The 15,874-nt window shown below is 69.9% G+C and carries 19 protein-coding genes, 3 tRNA genes and 1 pseudogene; 13 read left to right on the top strand and 10 right to left on the bottom strand.

The window, feature by feature from the left end; all coding sequences use genetic code 11:
• Positions 1–37: 37 nt before the first annotated feature.
• The 11 genes from OHU74_RS11260 (at position 38) to OHU74_RS11210 (ending at position 6,783) form a co-directional block, all read left to right on the top strand.
• Positions 38–110: transfer RNA gene (locus OHU74_RS11260), tRNA-Asn, on the top strand.
• A 5-nt stretch (positions 111–115) separates the two neighbouring features.
• Positions 116–188 (top strand) — tRNA-Asn (locus OHU74_RS11255).
• 188 nt (positions 189–376) lie between these two features.
• Positions 377–453, top strand: a tRNA-Ile gene (locus OHU74_RS11250).
• 616 nt (positions 454–1,069) lie between these two features.
• Positions 1,070–2,191, top strand: coding sequence for a lipid II:glycine glycyltransferase FemX (locus OHU74_RS11245; protein WP_371615760.1), 1,122 nt, complete (start codon positions 1,070–1,072; stop codon positions 2,189–2,191).
• 470 nt (positions 2,192–2,661) lie between these two features.
• Positions 2,662–3,003, top strand: a complete 342-nt coding sequence (locus OHU74_RS11240; protein ID WP_371615759.1) for an ArsR/SmtB family transcription factor — start codon at positions 2,662–2,664, stop codon at positions 3,001–3,003.
• A 74-nt stretch (positions 3,004–3,077) separates the two neighbouring features.
• A complete protein-coding gene (locus tag OHU74_RS11235; protein WP_371619650.1) occupies positions 3,078–4,733 on the top strand; it encodes a SulP family inorganic anion transporter in 1,656 nt (551 codons plus the stop codon).
• On the top strand, positions 4,730–5,152 hold the full coding sequence (locus tag OHU74_RS11230) for a pyridoxamine 5'-phosphate oxidase family protein (protein WP_371615758.1): 423 nt from the start codon (positions 4,730–4,732) through the stop codon (positions 5,150–5,152). The genes OHU74_RS11235 and OHU74_RS11230 overlap by 4 nt, the downstream gene beginning before the upstream one ends.
• Positions 5,149–5,574: an ATP-binding protein gene (locus OHU74_RS11225; protein WP_371615757.1), complete on the top strand. Its 426-nt coding sequence runs from the start codon at positions 5,149–5,151 to the stop codon at positions 5,572–5,574. The genes OHU74_RS11230 and OHU74_RS11225 overlap by 4 nt, the downstream gene beginning before the upstream one ends.
• A 16-nt stretch (positions 5,575–5,590) precedes the next feature.
• Positions 5,591–6,001 carry an STAS domain-containing protein gene (locus OHU74_RS11220; protein WP_371615756.1) on the top strand — a complete coding sequence of 137 codons (411 nt, stop codon included), beginning with the start codon at positions 5,591–5,593 and terminating at the stop codon, positions 5,999–6,001.
• A gap of 47 nt (positions 6,002–6,048) precedes the next feature.
• The gene (locus tag OHU74_RS11215) at positions 6,049–6,270 is read left to right on the top strand and encodes an alkylphosphonate utilization protein (RefSeq protein ID WP_371615755.1); all 222 of its coding nucleotides are present in this window, start codon (positions 6,049–6,051) and stop codon (positions 6,268–6,270) included.
• A 177-nt stretch (positions 6,271–6,447) separates the two neighbouring features.
• A complete protein-coding gene (locus tag OHU74_RS11210) occupies positions 6,448–6,783 on the top strand; it encodes a metalloregulator ArsR/SmtB family transcription factor (protein WP_327252632.1) in 336 nt (111 codons plus the stop codon).
• Positions 6,784–6,889: 106 nt separating this feature from the next.
• On the opposite strand, the gene OHU74_RS11205 is transcribed toward OHU74_RS11210, so the two are convergent.
• The 7 genes from OHU74_RS11205 to OHU74_RS11175 form a co-directional block, all read right to left on the bottom strand.
• Positions 6,890–7,048, bottom strand: a complete 159-nt coding sequence (locus OHU74_RS11205) for a DUF6126 family protein (RefSeq protein WP_371615754.1) — start codon at positions 7,046–7,048, stop codon at positions 6,890–6,892.
• Complete coding sequence (locus OHU74_RS11200; protein ID WP_371615753.1) at positions 7,045–7,251, bottom strand: hypothetical protein; 207 nt, start codon at positions 7,249–7,251, stop codon at positions 7,045–7,047. Before OHU74_RS11200 ends, OHU74_RS11205 begins: the two co-directional genes overlap by 4 nt.
• Positions 7,248–7,715, bottom strand: coding sequence for an ATP-binding protein (locus tag OHU74_RS11195; RefSeq protein WP_371615752.1), 468 nt, complete (start codon positions 7,713–7,715; stop codon positions 7,248–7,250). Before OHU74_RS11195 ends, OHU74_RS11200 begins: the two co-directional genes overlap by 4 nt.
• A gap of 19 nt (positions 7,716–7,734) precedes the next feature.
• Positions 7,735–7,908 carry a hypothetical protein gene (locus OHU74_RS11190; protein WP_371615751.1) on the bottom strand — a complete coding sequence of 58 codons (174 nt, stop codon included), beginning with the start codon at positions 7,906–7,908 and terminating at the stop codon, positions 7,735–7,737.
• Between the two features lie 98 nt (positions 7,909–8,006).
• Positions 8,007–8,741, bottom strand: a complete 735-nt coding sequence (locus OHU74_RS11185) for a carbonic anhydrase (protein WP_371619649.1) — start codon at positions 8,739–8,741, stop codon at positions 8,007–8,009.
• A gap of 381 nt (positions 8,742–9,122) precedes the next feature.
• Positions 9,123–9,707: a DinB family protein gene (locus tag OHU74_RS11180; RefSeq protein ID WP_371615750.1), complete on the bottom strand. Its 585-nt coding sequence runs from the start codon at positions 9,705–9,707 to the stop codon at positions 9,123–9,125.
• Between the two features lie 177 nt (positions 9,708–9,884).
• The gene (locus tag OHU74_RS11175) at positions 9,885–11,201 is read right to left on the bottom strand and encodes an MFS transporter (RefSeq protein ID WP_371615749.1); all 1,317 of its coding nucleotides are present in this window, start codon (positions 11,199–11,201) and stop codon (positions 9,885–9,887) included.
• Between the two features lie 89 nt (positions 11,202–11,290).
• On the opposite strand from OHU74_RS11175, the gene OHU74_RS11170 reads away from it, so the two are divergent.
• On the top strand, positions 11,291–12,268 hold the full coding sequence (locus OHU74_RS11170; protein WP_371615748.1) for a winged helix-turn-helix domain-containing protein: 978 nt from the start codon (positions 11,291–11,293) through the stop codon (positions 12,266–12,268).
• A gap of 9 nt (positions 12,269–12,277) precedes the next feature.
• On the opposite strand, the pseudogene OHU74_RS11165 reads toward OHU74_RS11170, so the two are convergent.
• Positions 12,278–12,448: pseudogene (locus OHU74_RS11165) on the bottom strand (IS5/IS1182 family transposase); the annotation flags it as partial.
• A gap of 346 nt (positions 12,449–12,794) precedes the next feature.
• Complete coding sequence (locus OHU74_RS11160; RefSeq protein ID WP_371615747.1) at positions 12,795–13,949, bottom strand: glutamate--cysteine ligase; 1,155 nt, start codon at positions 13,947–13,949, stop codon at positions 12,795–12,797.
• 75 nt (positions 13,950–14,024) lie between these two features.
• Here OHU74_RS11160 and OHU74_RS11155 point away from each other — a divergent pair, with 75 nt between their 5' ends.
• Positions 14,025–15,446, top strand: coding sequence for an MFS transporter (locus OHU74_RS11155; protein WP_371615746.1), 1,422 nt, complete (start codon positions 14,025–14,027; stop codon positions 15,444–15,446).
• A 13-nt stretch (positions 15,447–15,459) separates the two neighbouring features.
• On the opposite strand, the gene OHU74_RS11150 is transcribed toward OHU74_RS11155, so the two are convergent.
• Positions 15,460–15,834: a cupin domain-containing protein gene (locus tag OHU74_RS11150; RefSeq protein ID WP_371615745.1), complete on the bottom strand. Its 375-nt coding sequence runs from the start codon at positions 15,832–15,834 to the stop codon at positions 15,460–15,462.
• Between the last annotated feature and the right edge of the window lie 40 nt (positions 15,835–15,874).

Genomic DNA, 15,874 nt, shown 5'->3' with positions numbered 1-15,874 from the left:
CAAGGCCGGAGGTGGGCTGTTCGGTGCAACGCAGCAATCCCCTGTAGCTCAATTGGCAGAGCAGCCGACTGTTAATCGGCAGGTTACTGGTTCGAGTCCAGTCGGGGGAGCGCGGTCCCCTGTAGCTCAATTGGCAGAGCAGCCGACTGTTAATCGGCAGGTTACTGGTTCGAGTCCAGTCGGGGGAGCAAGAGAGAACGAGGACCCCGTGTGGGTCCTTTTTCTTTTTTTCTGCCCCGGTCCGGAACCGCGCGGAGCCCGATGCGGTCTCTCTGGGCAGGCGAAGCCGATCATGCGAGGCATCCGAGGCAGGAGATCGTATGAGCGGCTATGCTGCGGCAGACGGCGCGCACACATGTACGCGCCACGCCGTGAAGGGGCGGTAGCTCAGCCGGTTAGAGCAGCGGACTCATAATCCGTCGGCCGTGGGTTCGAGTCCCACCCGCCCCACCACCGCAGGCCAGAAGAATCCTTCTGACCTGCGAAAACGCGGTTCTCGCAGCGGTGGGATCCCCGTGTCGGTGTGGCGACCGTGAGGCGATGCCCGTCCCCCGCAAGCCCGTAGAGGTCTGTGACCTGGGGTTTCGTTCGATTCGTCGGTGGGGTGCGTGGTGATGGGTCCCACGGCCGTTGTCCGGGCAGGGGTTGCATCCCCGGTCGCTCCTGTTCCTCGTGAGCGTCCGACTCCATGGGCATCGGGCGAACCTCTTGAGGCGGGCCCGCTCCGGCCGGCGGGGTCTGCGATTCCGGCTTCTCCGCCCCCGGCATCCTCTTCTGCTTTCGCCTCACGCGCGCCGGACCAGAGTGCTGACGAAGCCGTGTTTGTGCCCGTCCACGGCGGCGAGCGCTACGGCGCCTACTTGCTGGACCACATCAGATGCCTGGCGGAAACCCGCCTCGACCCCTCCGACTTGATCCGCCGCACCCGGCACGGGACATCGATGCGATGACGTCGACCTGCTCTGTGGAGGTACCCCTCCAGCAGCTGCTTCCGGCGCCCGGGTGCGGTCGTAGTCGCCCCGTGAAGTCTGCGAAGTAGGCTGCCGCGTCGAACAGAGGAGCACTACGCATGACCTTCCGCTTGAGAGCGATCAGCTGTGACGAGCATCTGGCCTTCATCAAGGACCGGCCCTCCGTGAGCCACATGCAGGTGCCCTCGTGGGGGGATGTGAAGCCGGACTGGCGGGCGGAGAGTCTCGGATGGATCGACGAGACCGACCGGATCGTCGGGGCGGCGCTCGTGCTGTTCCGGCCGCTGCCGAAGCTCAAGCGATACCTCGCCTACCTTCCCGAAGGCCCGGTCATCGACTGGTACGCCCCGGACCTTGAGCGGTGGCTCGAGCCGATGCTGGCGCATCTCAAGACCCGCGGCGCGTTCTCGGTGAAAATGGGTCCGCCCGTGATCGTCCGACGCTGGGATGCAGAAACGGTCAAGGACGCCATTGCGGACCCGCGGGCAGGCCGGCTGCGCGATGTCGAGGCCAGTTCGTGCGAACCGCGGGCCTTCGATGTCGCCGACCGGCTACGCCGCTTGGGGTGGCAGCAGGGCGAAGTGGGTGGTGAGGACGGGTTCAGCGCGGGGCAGCCGCGCTACGTCTTCCAGGTCCCGCTTGCGGGGCGGTCGTTGGACGAGGTTCAGCGCGGGTTCAACCAGCAGTGGCGCCGCAACGTCAAGAAGGCCGAGAAGGCCGGCGTCAAGGTAGTCCAAGGCGGCTACGAGGACCTGCCCGCCTTCTACGAGATCTACAAGGAGACCGCGGAACGCGATCGGTTCATCCCCCGCCCGCTGGCCTACTTTCAGCGCATGTGGACCGCACTCGGGGCGGAGGACGCGGACCGGATGCGCCTGTATCTCGCCCGTCACGAGGGCGAGGTGCTGGCCGCGGCCACGATGCTGACCGTTGGTGAGCACGTCTGGTATTCCTACGGGGCCTCCACCAGCCGCAAGCGTGAAGTGCAGCCGAACAACGCCATCCAGTGGCGGATGATGTGCGACGCCCACGAACTGGGCGCGAGCGTCTACGACCTGCGCGGCATTACCGACACCCTGGAGGAGTCCAACCACCTGCTCGGCCTGCTCCGGTTCAAGGTCGGCACCGGCGGCCAAGCCGCCGAATACCTCGGCGAGTGGGACTTTCCGCTCAACAGACTGCTCCACAAGGCTCTCGACCTTTACATGTCTCGCCGCTGAACCGAGGGGCGCCCACGTTCTGATCGTGGACACGGATCCGGTCTCGGTGGAACGGCGGCTGAGGGCAGGCGCACCGTCGGGTCGCCGCCCAGCTGGGCTTGGCCGAGGGCGCGTCCGTGACTGGTTGCGGGCGTTCGCCGGGCAGGCGGAGGATGCGCGCCGCCACTTCGCCATCGCTCTGGTCGCCGAGCCGGCGGCGTGCGGGTCGAAGGTGAGCCCGGGAAGCCTCTTAACGAAGGCTTCCCGGGCGGGGATTGCTCGCGAGGCTTGCAGAGGGCCTCGCCGACGGGGGATGCGGCGAGGCCCTGCCCAGACGGTATAGCCCGCAGTCGGTCTGCGGACCGCAGGATCGGTGAATTGCATAAGTTTGCAATTTCATAGATGCTGTGGGTGCTGTGTCCGTAGGTAGCCGCGGGCACAGCACCAGCTGTCTGCCCCGGCGTGCGGGGTGATGAGAAGGGTGCGAGACCGTGCCGGTTCCGCTGTATCAGGCCAAGGCCGAGTTCTTCCGGATGCTCGGGCACCCCGTGCGGATACGGGTTCTTGAGCTGCTCCAGGACGGGCCGATGCCGGTACGGGACCTGCTCGCCGCGATCGAGGTCGAACCGTCTGCGCTCTCGCAGCAGCTCGCGGTGTTGCGCCGGTCGGGGATCGTGACCTCCGTGCGTGACGGCTCGACCGTGGTCTACGAGCTGGCGGGCGGGGATGTCGCGCAGCTGATGCTGGCGGCTCGGCGCATTCTGACCGAGGTGCTGACCGGGCAGAGCGAGCTGTTGGAGGAGCTGCGGGAGTCCGAGGTCCCGGCCTCGTGACCGTGACCACCTTCCTGGCTTCCGTGCTCGGGCGGGTCCGCTCGGTGCTGCCGGCGCGGGCTGATTTCGCGGTCATGGGTCGTAGTCCCCGCCGGGATCTGCTGGCCGGTCTGACCGTGGCGATTGTCGCTTTGCCGCTCGCGCTCGGCTTTGGTGTGTCCTCCGGGCTGGGCGCGGAGGCGGGGCTGGCCACCGCGGTGGTCGCGGGCGCGCTTGCCGCCCTGTTCGGCGGCTCCAACCTCCAGGTGTCCGGGCCGACCGGTGCGATGACCGTGGTGCTGGTGCCGATCGTCGCCCAGTACGGGCCCGGTGGCGTGCTGACGGTCGGACTGATGGCCGGTGTCCTGCTGATTGGCCTCGCGCTGCTGCGGGCCGGGCAGTACATGAGGTATGTGCCGGCGCCGGTGGTGGAGGGGTTCACCCTTGGTATCGCGTGTGTGATCGGCCTTCAGCAGATACCCAATGCGCTCGGTGTGGCCAAGCCGGAGGGGGGGAAGGTCCTGCTCGTGGCCTGGCGGGCGCTCGTGGAGTTCGTGGCGTTCCCGAACTGGACCGCGATCGGTCTCTCGGCCGGTGTCGCGGCGGTGATGCTGGCAGGGGCCCGCTGGAAGCCGACGATCCCGTTCTCGATCGTCGCGGTGATCGCCGCGACCGTGCTCGCGCAGGTCTTCCACCTGGACGCGGCGGCCCCGATCGGTGACCTGCCCTCCGGCCTGCCCGCCCCTTCCCTCGCTTTCCTGGACCTGTCCGCCCTCGGCTCGCTGCTCGCCCCCGCTGTGGCTGTCGCGGCGCTCGCCGCGTTGGAGTCTCTGCTGTCGGCGACGGTCGCGGACGGGATGACGGTGGGGCAGCAGCACGACCCGGACAAGGAACTCTTCGGTCAGGGCATTGCCAACCTGGCGGCCCCGCTGTTCGGCGGCGTCCCCGCGACGGCCGCGATCGCGCGGACCGCGGTCAACGTCCGTACCGGCGCCTCCTCCCGCCTGGCCGCACTCACCCACGCCGCAGTGCTCGCGGTGATCGTGTTCGCTGCGGCCCCGCTCGTCTCGAAGATCCCGCTGGCCGCGCTCGCCGGCGTGCTCCTGGCGACGGCGATCCGCATGGTGGAGGTCGGCTCGCTGCGGGCGATGGCGAAGGCGACGCGCTCGGACGCCGTCGTACTGGTCCTGACCGCCGCCGCGACCCTGGTCCTCGACCTCGTCTACGCGGTGATCATCGGGCTGGTCGTCGCAGGTGCCCTCGCGCTGAAGGCGGTGGCGAGCCAGGCGCGGATGGAGCAGGTGGACTTCCGCCCGGATCTGCCCGGTGAGCACAGCGACGAGGAGCACGCCCTGCTGGCGGAGCACATCGTGGCCTACCGCATCGACGGCCCCCTCTTCTTCGCCGGCGCCCACCGCTTCCTCCTGGAACTCTCCGAGGTCGCCGACGTGAAGGTGGTGATCCTGCGGATGTCCCGCATCACGACGTTGGATGCCACAGGCGCCCTGGTGCTGAAGGACGCGGTGGAGAAGCTCAACCGGCGCGGCATCGCCGTCATGACCTCCGGCATCCGGCCCGGCCAGCGCCAGGCCCTGGACGCCGTCGGCGCACTCGACCTGCTGCGCTTGGAGGGACGTGAGTACGCCACCACCCCGGAAGCCATCGCCGGGGCCCGCAAACACCTGGAGCAGGCGGGACTGCTGCCCCGTACGCATCACCGACCGCACCGCATCCGGAAGGCCGCACGATGACCGTCCCCGCCGACCGCCGCATGATCGAAGTCTCCGGCACCGAGGCCCTGTGGCTCCTCGAAGGCTCCAGCCAAGGCCGACTCGTCTACGTCCAGCGGGAGCTGGCCGTGGTCCGCCCGGCCGTGCACGTGATGGAGTACGGGCGCATCGTCGTCCGCTCGCCCGTCCAGGCGGCCACCATCCCCGGGCGTGTACTGCTGACCTACCAGGTCGATGAGATCCGCACCCCGGCCGGAACCGGCTGGACGGTGACCGCTCACGGGCCGGCGGACGTCATCGCCGATGCGGACGAGGCCGCCCACTACCGGCGCACCCTGCCCGGCTGGGCCCACGGCCCGCACGACACCCTGCTGCGTCTGCACCCGCAGCAGGTGTCCGGGTTCCGCCTGGCCCGCACGGTTTCGGGGGCGGGCCGGTGAGTGTCCGGGTCGAGACGATGCCCTACCGGCACGTGCTGGACGTGCCGGCCACCGGCCCGGCCGTCCGCATTGCCCGCGAGACCACCGAACGGGTCCTGGTGGAGTGCGGCGTGGGCCTTTGCCATCCCAGCGTCGGCCCGGCCCTGCTGATCCTGGCCGAGCTGGTCACCAACGCCGTCCGCCATGCCGCCCTGACCTCTCCGACGATCACGGTCACCTACGCGCACGGGCCGGGGGCGTTCGCGTTCGCCGTCCACGACCGCCACCCCTACCAGCCCGCCCTGTTCGGGGCGCTCGCCACCGCCCCGGGCAGCGGTCTGGCCATGGTGGTCGCAATGACGATGGAGCTGGGCGGCACGGCCCTTGTAAGGCCGGACGTGGACGGGCGCGGCAAGGCCATCTGGATCACCCTCCCCCTGTGAAGCCGAGGAACTGACGATGACGATCGAATGGCGGTACACGACCCGCGAGGACCTGGGCGTGCTGTCCCTGGCGGGCTACCTCGGCGCGGAAGCCGTGGACCGGTTCACCGGCGCCATCGGGTGGGCTCTCGCCCGGGGCACCGGACCGGTCATCCTCGACCTGACCGGACTCATGGGCTGGTCGGCCGGAGGGCAGATCGCCGTCGCCCAGGCCGCACGCCACCTCGCCGAGAACGGCCGCCGCCTGGAGCTCGCGGCGATACCCGCGGACGGCTCTCTCGTACCCGACGCCACGTGCCCGCCCGTCGCCGTCCACTGCGACCTCTCCGCGGCCTTGGCCGCCCACGGGGCCCAGGACGCGGTCAAGCAGTGGCGCACCGATGACTGGCCGGACCCGAATCATCCGGCCGCACCCGCCCTCACCTGAACACCAGCACCAGCACGATCTACGAGAACGGCAAGGACACCCACGCCATGAGCGACATCATCGTCAAGGATTCCAACGGCACACCGCTCGCCGACGGCGACTCGGTCACCCTGATCAAGGACCTCAAGGTCAAGGGCACCTCCGAGACCCTCAAGCGCGGCACCCTGGTCAAGAACATCCGTCTCACCTCCCGTCCGGGCGAGGTCGAGTGCAACACGAAGCAGGTCAAGGGCCTGGTCCTGCGGACCGAGTTCCTCAAGAAGGCCTGACCGGCGAAGGACCCGCTCTGCGAGGGTCGAACGTCACGAAAGCCGCCCACCGGGTCCCAGGAGTTGCAGGGATCTGCAATTGTGGAGGTCACAAGGTGTGAAGAGGGGCGAGCGAATGCCCCGCTGAAGGAACGGTTCCGGGTGGATGAGATGGGCAGTCACGGCAGGGGTACCCAGGTGAGCACACCGCTGTACCAGCTCAAGGCGGAGTTCTTCAAAACGCTGGGGCACCCGGTCCGCATCCGCGTCCTGGAACTCCTGGCCGTACGTGAACACGCGGTCGCCGAGATGCTGCCGGAGGTCGGGGTGGAGGCGGCGAGCCTCTCCCAGCAGCTGGCCGTCCTGCGCAAGGCCAACCTGGTGGTCACCCGTCGCGAAGGCTCCAACGTCTACTACAAGCTCACCCACCCCCAGATCGCCGAACTGCTGCGGGTCGCCCGCGGCATCCTCTCCGGCGTCCTGGAGGGCCAGGCCGAACTCCTGGCCGACCTGCGTGCCACCAGCCACATCTAGGCGGCACACCCGGCGCAGGCCCCGTCAGGGCCGCGCCCCACATGCGGCGGCCGTCTTCCGTTAGTGCGGGTTCAACGCGCTTCTGACACCGGAAGACGGCCGCTCCTCACTTCTGGGCGTGCTGGCCGAGGTAGAAGAGCAGCCATACGAACCCGGCGAACAGGTGCGTGCCGAAGATGTAGAAGAAGGCACGCAGCGCGACGCCCTTGGCCAGCCACCGTTCCTGTTTCGCCGCCTCGCTCTGCGCGGGCCTGTCGTCCGTCATGACGGTTGCCCTCCTATCCGGGTGTCGGGTTCATCCTGGGCTGGGATGTGCGGGCGGACAAGGATCTTCATGCCGTGCTCGCCGGCATGCTCGATGACGGCTGCCACCTCGCTCGCCTCGACCGTGCGGGTATCGACGACGGCGCCGGTGCCGAGGTAGGTGATCTCGTAGAGCTGGACAGCCCGGGGCTCAATACTGTTCATGGGGTTCCCTCGGGCAGGATGAAGCGGACGATGACCGCCTTGCCGCGCCCGCCAGAAGCGGGCTCGATACGGACGTCGCCACCGAAGGTGCGTGCCAGGTCGGCCACCGTGCGTAGCCCCTGCCCTGAGGCCCGGTCGGCGTCGGCCAGCGTGATGGGACGCGGGTCCAGATCTGCGACGGAGACCACGAGCATGTGGTCCGTCACGTGGAGGGTGACCTCGGCCTCCGGGGACTGCGGGGCGTGGCGGACCGCATTGGTGACGAGCTCGCTGACCACGAGCAGCACGGCCCCGAACAGGGAGGAGGCGCCCTGCAGGCCGAACAGAACCAGGGATCGTTCCGTGCGCTCGCGGGCGGCCCGTACCGAGCCCGGTACCAGCGGCACCGTCCACGTGTGCCTGCGCGTCTGCGGCAGCGCCGGCTGCCCGCTGGGGTGCCGGGCCATCACCGCGGCCTCGAACAAGACCGTGACGCCATCCGATTCACTGGCTGTCCCCGCCGGTGGCCACGCCGTGATCGTGGGCCACGCGCAGCGCATCCTCCAACTCCTCCGCGGCCTGCGCCTCCTCGAAGGCATCGTCAACCTCCCGCGCAGCCCGGAGACGAGCCCGCGCCACCCGGACCCGTTCCAGCGCCGCTTCCTCGAACCCGGCCACACCGCAACCCCCGTCCATAGAATCCAGAACTAGTAAATTGCATAACTCTGCAAGTCTAGCGGGTGTGGTTCCGCCGGACACTTGACTGTGGGCGGGGGTCAGTGGATCCGGTGAACCCGCTGGCTGGTCAGTTCGTACCGGGCTCCGATCACGGCCAGCCTGCCCGCCGTGATCCTGGGCGTGAGGTCGGGCTCGGCGACCAGGCGGGAGCGCACCAGCCGCACGTTCACCGTGATGGCGGCATCCACGCGCTCCGCGCCTGCAAGCGTGCGGTCGATCGCCGGACGGATCTGGTCGACCAGGTACTGCATATGGCCGGGCAACAGCTCCCCGCCCTGGGCTGCGTGGACGGCGGCGGTCACGGCACCGCACGACTGGTGCCCGAGAACGACGACGAGCGGGATGCCCAACTCCAGTACTCCGTAGGTGATGCTGGCGAGGACCGCCTCATCGAGAATCGAGCCTGCCGAGCGCACCGTCAGCAGGTCACCCAGGCCCTGGTCGAAGACCAGCTCCGGCGGGACTCGGGAATCGACGCAGCCCAGGACCACGGCGAAGGGATGCTGGCCGGTGACCAGCGTTTGCCGTACGGCCCGCGTCCGGTCCGGATTCTGCTCGTGGAACGTCCGCCAGCGGGCATTGCCCGCCGCCAGTTCCAGTAGCGCGGCCTCGGGAGTCCTGGGCCGCCGGCCCTTCCCCTCGGGCCGGGTGACGGTCGAGGTCGCGGCGGTATCGGACACCAGCCCGGCGACCACCGCCACCGCCCCGGTCAGCGCCGCCCGGACAAGTTGGCGCCGCCCCGGCAGCGCATCCCGTTCAGCATCACCTGTCATGCAGGCACAAAGTATGCGCATCCCGGTCGGCGCGCGGGCTGCCGCTACAGGCTTGGTCCGACCTTGAGGAAGTCTTGGACAAAGGCCCTGGTCAAGTTGAGATGTGCCGGGCCGCGCGATGCGCGCGACGAGCCCGCGATCGCACAGCCAGGCCAGGCCAGGCCAGGCCAGGCCAGGCCAGGCCAGGCCAGGCCAGGCCAGGCGTTCGGCGGAGAAGTGCGCCTTGTCCGCGCGGAGTTTGACGGTCGGCGCCGCCGTGGTCCCCCGGCGGGACCGGACGGCGGGTACGCCGCGGATGAGCGGCTTGAGGGCGAGGCTGTCGTGTACAGCACCCACGACCGGCATCATGCCGCACGAACATCAAGTCGCGTGAGACAACCTCTAAGCCTTGATCGGTGCGGCCGACCTGGCGGCCTGCTCGATCTTCGCGCGGTAGGCCGCACGGGCTTCCTCGTCGATCTGCTTCTCGTGTTCGGGGCGCATCCCGGTCCGGCCGTCGAGGCCCTCGCGCAGGATGTCGGCGTGCCCGGCATGCCGGTTGGACTCGCCGAGGACATGGACCATGACGGCGAACAGGTTCGTGTCGGCATAAGGCTCCGGCCACCACGGCACGTGGCCGGGGGCGTCGAGGGGAAGCGTGTTGATCGTCGTGTCCGAGTGTTCCCACGTGCGCCGGTAGAACCCGATGATCTGATCGCGGGTCTCGTCCTCGGCCGCCCACTGATCGCTGCCGTCGGAGTCCTGCCACCGGGACAGCGGTTCCGGGGAAGGGCGGTCGAAGACCTCGCCGAAGTACCTGGCCTCGACGTTGGCCACGTGTTTGACCAGGCCGAGGAGGTTGGTCCCGGTCGCCGTCAAAGGCCGGCGGGCGTCGTACTCGGACAAGCCGTCGAGCTTCCAGAGCAGCGCCTCGCGGTCCCGCCGCAGTCTCCCGTGCAGGTTGTCCTTCGCGAATTCATCGATCATGCGGCATGGCCCTTCCATGAGCTGTTCGTGGTCTCAAGATCCCGTATGTGGTCCGCAACGGCCGGCAGAGCCGAGGCTTAGGACTCCTTACATAATGAGCCACCGGGAATGACTGCCTGTCAGAGAGACCTGGGGGTGGGGTGCGTGACGGCTCGCGGCCGACCCGACCTGCGACGGTTACTGTGCAGGAGAACTGCACGCATGCTGTTCGGTGCCGTTCTCTGATCCCGTTGAGTAGTTCGGGACGGGGACCGGGGAGGCGGGCGGGTGCCAGGTGAGAATCCAGCCGGCGGTAAGCACCGCCGCGCCGCCCGCCAGGGCGATGGCGCCGCCTGTTCCGATGCCGGCGGCCACCGAGCCGAAGCAGGCCGGCCCGACGCCCTGCAGCGTCATGCCGCCGGAGCCGAGCAGACCGAAGGCCTGACCCTGGCCGTCCTGCGGCAGGGCGTCCAGGAACGGCCGTTGCAGGCCGAGGTCGTAGGCGAATCCGAATCCGCAGAGCAGCAGCAGACAGGACGAGGCGCCCACTCCGGGCTCGGTGGCGAAGCCGACCAGCGGCAGTCCCATCAGCGCGATCAACGGGACTATCAGTCGTTCCCGGGTGGGCGGCCGTAGCAGTCGCCCCACCAGTAGGTCACCGACCAGCATGCCGACCGGCAGGCAGCCCATCAGCACCGCGTACCAGCCGGGCGCGAAGTGGCGTCCTCCCGCGTAGGCGACGATCAGGCCTTCCGCGCCCGCCACGAACGCGGGCGGTAGCCACTGGGCCAGCATCAGTCGTCGCACCGTGTGTCCGCGCAGCAGCAGGCCGGCACCGTGCAGGCTTGCCCGGACGGCCCCGCCCTCGCCCCGAGCGGTGCCGGGTGTGCCGCCGAAGTCTCCCGGCTGCAGCCGGGGCAGCCGGAGGCGGACAGCGAGCGCGCAGCCGAGGTAGAGGGCGGCGCTCACCGCGAGCGCCCGGTGCGGGCCGAGTACCGCGACGACCGCACCTCCCAGCGCCAGACCGAACAATTGCGCGCCGGAGGCAGCGATGTTGTTCAGTGAACGGCCCAGTACATAGGCGTCGCCCTCCAGCCACTGCGCGACCAGCCGACTCGACGCGCCGCTGAACACCGGTGTGGCGAGGGCGACCAGCGCCACGACACCGAGGCTCGCCGCGATCGGCATCCGCACCAGGGCGAGCAGCAGGGCGGCGGCGCACTCCAAGGCGTAGCCGCCGGCGATGAGCGCGCGGGGCGGCAGTTGGTCGGCCAGTGAGCCCAGCAGCAGCGAGCCGAACAACTGCGGGAGAAAGCCCATGCCGAAGGCCAGTGCGCTCAACAGCGCGGAGCCGGTGGCCGCGAAGACCAGCACCGAGAACGTGGTGATCCGCAGCGCGTCCGCGGTGATCGCGACGGCGCGGGTCGAGAAGAGCAGCCGGAATCGCGGCTCGGCCAGCACCTCCCGGTAGGTGGCACGGTGGTTGACCTGCGCGGGTTCGGCGGTTGGGATCATGACGCCCAGCCTCGCCGTGCGCCCACGCCACTCACCAATGATTCGTCGCTGGACGAATCGGAATGGATGTCCCGGGGTAGCATGGCCGGGTGCTGCGCTTCGAAGTCTCCGTCGAGGACCTGCTGCGCAGCCGCTTCGCAGTGTCGCCCGCACTGGACCTCTGCCTACTGCTGCGCTCGCTCGCCGGCCAAGGCCAGCCGCTGCCGCGAGCCTGGGCCGCCCGGCTCATGCCGGCCTTTGAACGGCTTCGCCGCGAGACCGAACTGAACGCCGCCCTCGCGCTGCAGACCCCGCAAGGCGGACCGAACTTCGTCGCCCCGCCCCCGCGCGGCCTGAACCAGACCTGGGCTGACGACCTGGCCGTGATCCGGGCCACACCGCTGGAAGCGGCTCGCCACGAATTCGCCGCCACCGCGACCGGCCCGTCCGCCCGTGATCCCCGCGTACGCGCAGTGCTGGACTCGACGGACGCCGTCTCCAGGATCGCCGAGGCGATGGGCCAGGCGTGGCACGAGCTGCTCGCCGCGGACTGGCCGCAACTGCGCGCGATCTGTGAGCGCGATGTCGTGCACCGGGTGGGTGTGATCGGCGAACACGGATGGGCGGCGACCATCGAGAGCCTGCACCCGGGCGTCGCCTGGCGCGCCGGCGGTATCGAGATTGGCTTCTTCCGAGGCGGAACAGTCCGCCTCGCCGGCGACGGGCTCCTGCTGATCCCTTCGGTCTTCGTCGGGCATATCGCCGCCCACCTGGAAGACCCCTGGCCCAGGACCTTGGTCTATCCAGCCCGCGGCACCGCCGCCCTGTGGGGCGAACAGGAGACCGTCCCCCAACCGGACGCGCTGACCGCTCTGGTCGGCCGGGCTCGGGCTCGGCTGCTGTTGGCGCTGGACGCCCCGGCCAGTACCAGCCACCTCGCCCGAAGCCTCGCCATGGCACCCGGCGCGGTAGGCGACCACCTCGCCATCCTGCGAGGCGCGGGGCTGCTCGTTCGCGCCCGGTCCGGACGGTCGGTGCTCTACCGGCGCACCCCGCTCGGCGAGGCACTGGTCGCCGGTTCGGGCTGAGGGCTCAGATCAGCACTGTTCTCTGAGGCGCCGCCAGCAGACGATCGCGCAGCCGAGGGTGAGGAATGCCTGGTGGATGTCGGCGCGGACTTCCCAGCGGATACGCAGTCGGCAGAACCAGCGCAGAAGTGCGAAGGCCGCTTCGACGACCCAGCGGTTCTTGCCCAGGCCGCTTCCGTACCGGGCGGCACCTGGTTGCCGGGCGCGGAGGTAGACGGTGCGGGTATCCAGTCTCCGATGGTGCAGCCGACGCAGGATGTTGGTGAGGCGATCGCCTCACCAAGTCCAATTCGGCAAGGCTGAGCTGGATCGAGCAGGATCGAAACGGGCGGTAATGTCAGACTCTCTGGGGAAACCCCAGGCGAGACGGGTCACGCCAATAGGTTCGAGTCCCACCCGCCCCACTGCGAGCCGCAGGTGAAGAAACGATCTCACCTGCGGCTTTGGCGTTTCCGGAGCTTTATCCGGTTTCCCTGGCGGGGGGAGAAGCGTGGCAAGAGTCCCCGAGGGAGCCGCCGGGGGTGGGTCAGAAGGCCTCCGTTTCGTCTGCCAAGTAGCGCAGGACGTCCGTCAGGTCGCCGCGGCGGGCGAAGGCTGCGCGCTGGCGGTGGGCGCCCGAGCCGTCGCGCAGGAGCGACGCCATGGTTTTCGCGGCGTGGTCCAGGTCGCCGGAGGCGGCCAGGTCGGGGGCCACCAGGTCGAGCAGGGCTTCCGCCAGGTCGGCCGCCGGGAGTTCGGTGCCCGTGTACGGGTCCAGGCCGAAGCCTTCGAGGCCGTCGTGGGCCGCACGCCAGCGCGCCAGGCGCAGTACGTCGTCCCGGACGGGCGGCTCGGGGCGCTGCTCGGCGATCTCCCGCAGGGCCGTCGCGACGAGGGCGCGGGCCAGTTCGGCCTGGAGGACGGCCGAGTCGAGGTCCGGGGACATGTCGGGCGCCCGGATCTCGAGCGTCGGCCAGTTCCCCGACGGGCGCAGGTCCCAATAGACCATCTTCGTGTCGAGGGCCGCCCCGGAGCCGAGCAGGGTCTGCACCGAACGCCGGAAGTGGGCCGTCGAGGTGAAGTGCGGGGGCAGGCCCGCCGAGGGCCAGCCCGCCCAGGCCATCGCCCGCCAGCTCGCGTGGCCGGTGTCACGGCCGCCCCAGAAGGGCGAGTTGGCCGCGAGTGCGATCAGTGTGGGAAGCCAGGGTCTGACCCGGTTGGACACCGCGACGGCCGTGTCCACGTCGAGGGTGCCGATGTGGATGTGCCGGCCGCAGCTGACGAGGGTGTCGGTGAGGGCGCCGAAGCGCCGGTGCTGCTCGCGCTGGCGCGGCTCGTCATCGGTGAGGTGGAGCGGGCCCTCCACGGCGAACACCGGCGAGGGGGCCGCCAGCAGCCGGCAGCCGTGGGCGCGGGCCGCCCGCGCGAGGGTGCGCCGCAGTCCGGCGAGCTCCCTGCGCAGGGTCGCCGCCGAGTCGGCGACCGGGGTGGAGATCTCCACCTGGTAGCGGGTGCCCTCGGGGTGCAGTTCCTGGGGGAGTCCCGCGGCGGTGGACAGGACGAGCGGGGCGGCCGGGACCACCCGCAGGGTGCGGGCGTCGATGAGGAGGAACTCCTCCTCGACCCCCACGGTGAGCGGGAAGACCGCCCCCGTCGCGCTCGGGGTGTTGGTGCTCGTGGTGCTGGTGCCAGGTTCGATCACTGCGCCTCCCTGGACATACGAGTCTTTTCATCATGAGCTGAACTCCAGGCGAGGAGCGCACGTCTATTCGGTCAAATGTCCGGTGATAGTGGCGAGTTACCGGCAGGATCCGGCCCGCCGCGGGGCCCCGGATTCCGGTGGGGCGATTGTTTCGGGCGGGTGGCGGGGGGTGCGGTCCGTCGAAAATCCGGCCGGACCCCGGGTGGTGCCTGGTTAAGATCCGATGTGACTCGTACAACGGCTCCACCCTCGCCCACGCGCCCCAGACGCCGCATATTCGCCGACCTGACCCCGCTGAAGACCTCGGCGGACTACCGGCGCCTGTGGATCGGTGGAACCATTTCCTGGCTCGGTCAGGCGATGACCGCCCTCGCGATCTCGCTCCAGGTCTACGAGATCACCGGCTCCAGCTTCTCCGTCGGACTGGTCGGGCTCTTCTCGCTCGTCCCGCTCGTCGTCTTCGGCCTCTACGGCGGCGCCATCGCCGACACCGTCGACCGCCGCAAGCTCGGCCTCTACAGCTCCCTCGGCCTGACCGCCCTGTCGATCGCTCTGGCCGGCGCCGCGCTCCTGGACTACCACCGGGTCTGGCTGCTGTACTCCGTCGTCGCGCTCCAGTCCTTGTGCGGGGCGCTCAACGGGCCGGCTCGCTCCGCGATGATCCCGCGGCTCCTGCCCAACGAGCAGCTGCCCGCCGCCAACGCGCTGAACTCCGTCACCATGACCTTCGGGATGACGGCCGGCCCGATGCTGGGCGGGGTCATCGTCGGCTGGTGGGGCTACCAGGCCGCCTACTTGATCGACGCCGTCACCTTCAGCGCCGCCCTCTACGCGATGTGGCGGCTGCCGTCGATGAAGCCGGAGCGCGAGGAGGGCGAGAAGGGCCGGGCCTCCGTACTCGACGGCCTGCGCTTCCTCGGCACCCGGCCCAACATCCGGATGACCTTCTTCTCCGACCTGGCCGCCATGGTGCTGGCCCAGCCGAAGGCGCTGTTCCCGGCCATCGCCGTGCTCTGGTACGGCGGCGACGCCAAGACCGTCGGCCTGCTCGTGGCCGCGCCCGCGGTGGGCGCGCTGCTCGGCGGGCTGTTCTCCGGCTGGCAGGGGCGGATCCGCCGGCACGGGGTGGCGATCCTGATCTCCGTCGCCGGCTGGGGGCTGGCCATCGCCGTGTTCGGGCTGACCCGCAACCTCTGGCTCGGACTGCTCTTCCTGGCCCTGGCCGGCGCCTCGGACACCGTGTCGATGGTGTTCCGCACCACCATGCTCCAGGCCGCGACCCCCGACGACATGCGGGGCCGCCTCCAGGGCGTCTTCATCGTGGTCGTGGCGGGCGGTCCCCGGCTCGGCGACTTCCTCGCCGGGACCGCCGCCGACCTCACCTCCCCGGGCGTAGCGATCACCGGCGGCGGGCTCGCGTGCGTCCTCGTACTGGCCCTGCTGGCCCTGCGGTGGCGGGGGTTCGCCCGCTACGACGCGCGGTCGCCGCAGGCCTGAGCGGGGCCGGGGCCTAGGCGTCCACCGGCTCCCGGGTGCGGTCGCCGCCCTGCGCGCCCGTGTTGGCGGTGCCGGTGGGCTCGAACAGCAGGATCGCCGCCTCCTCGTCGGCCTGCGGGCAGTGCTCCACCCCGCGCGGGACCACGTAGATCTCGCCGGGGTTCAGTACGACGTCCCCGGCCCGGAGCCGGATCGTCAGGGTGCCGCTGACGACGAGGAAGAGCTCGTCGGTGTCCTCGTGGGTGTGCCAGACGAACTCGCCCTGCAATTTGGCGATCTTGACCTCGTAGTCGTTGACGCGGGCGATTCGGCGCGGGGCCCACTGCTCGGTGAAGCCGGCCAGCTTCTCCGCGATGTTCACCGTGCGCGTGCTCTCGGATGTGGTCATGCGGACAGGCTGCCCGGTGCGGCGGGGCCCGGTCTTGTAC

This window comes from Streptomyces sp. NBC_00454, from assembly GCF_041434015.1.
In the GTDB taxonomy this organism is placed as follows: domain Bacteria; phylum Actinomycetota; class Actinomycetes; order Streptomycetales; family Streptomycetaceae; genus Streptomyces.
This window is presented reverse-complemented; position numbering and strand designations above follow the sequence as displayed.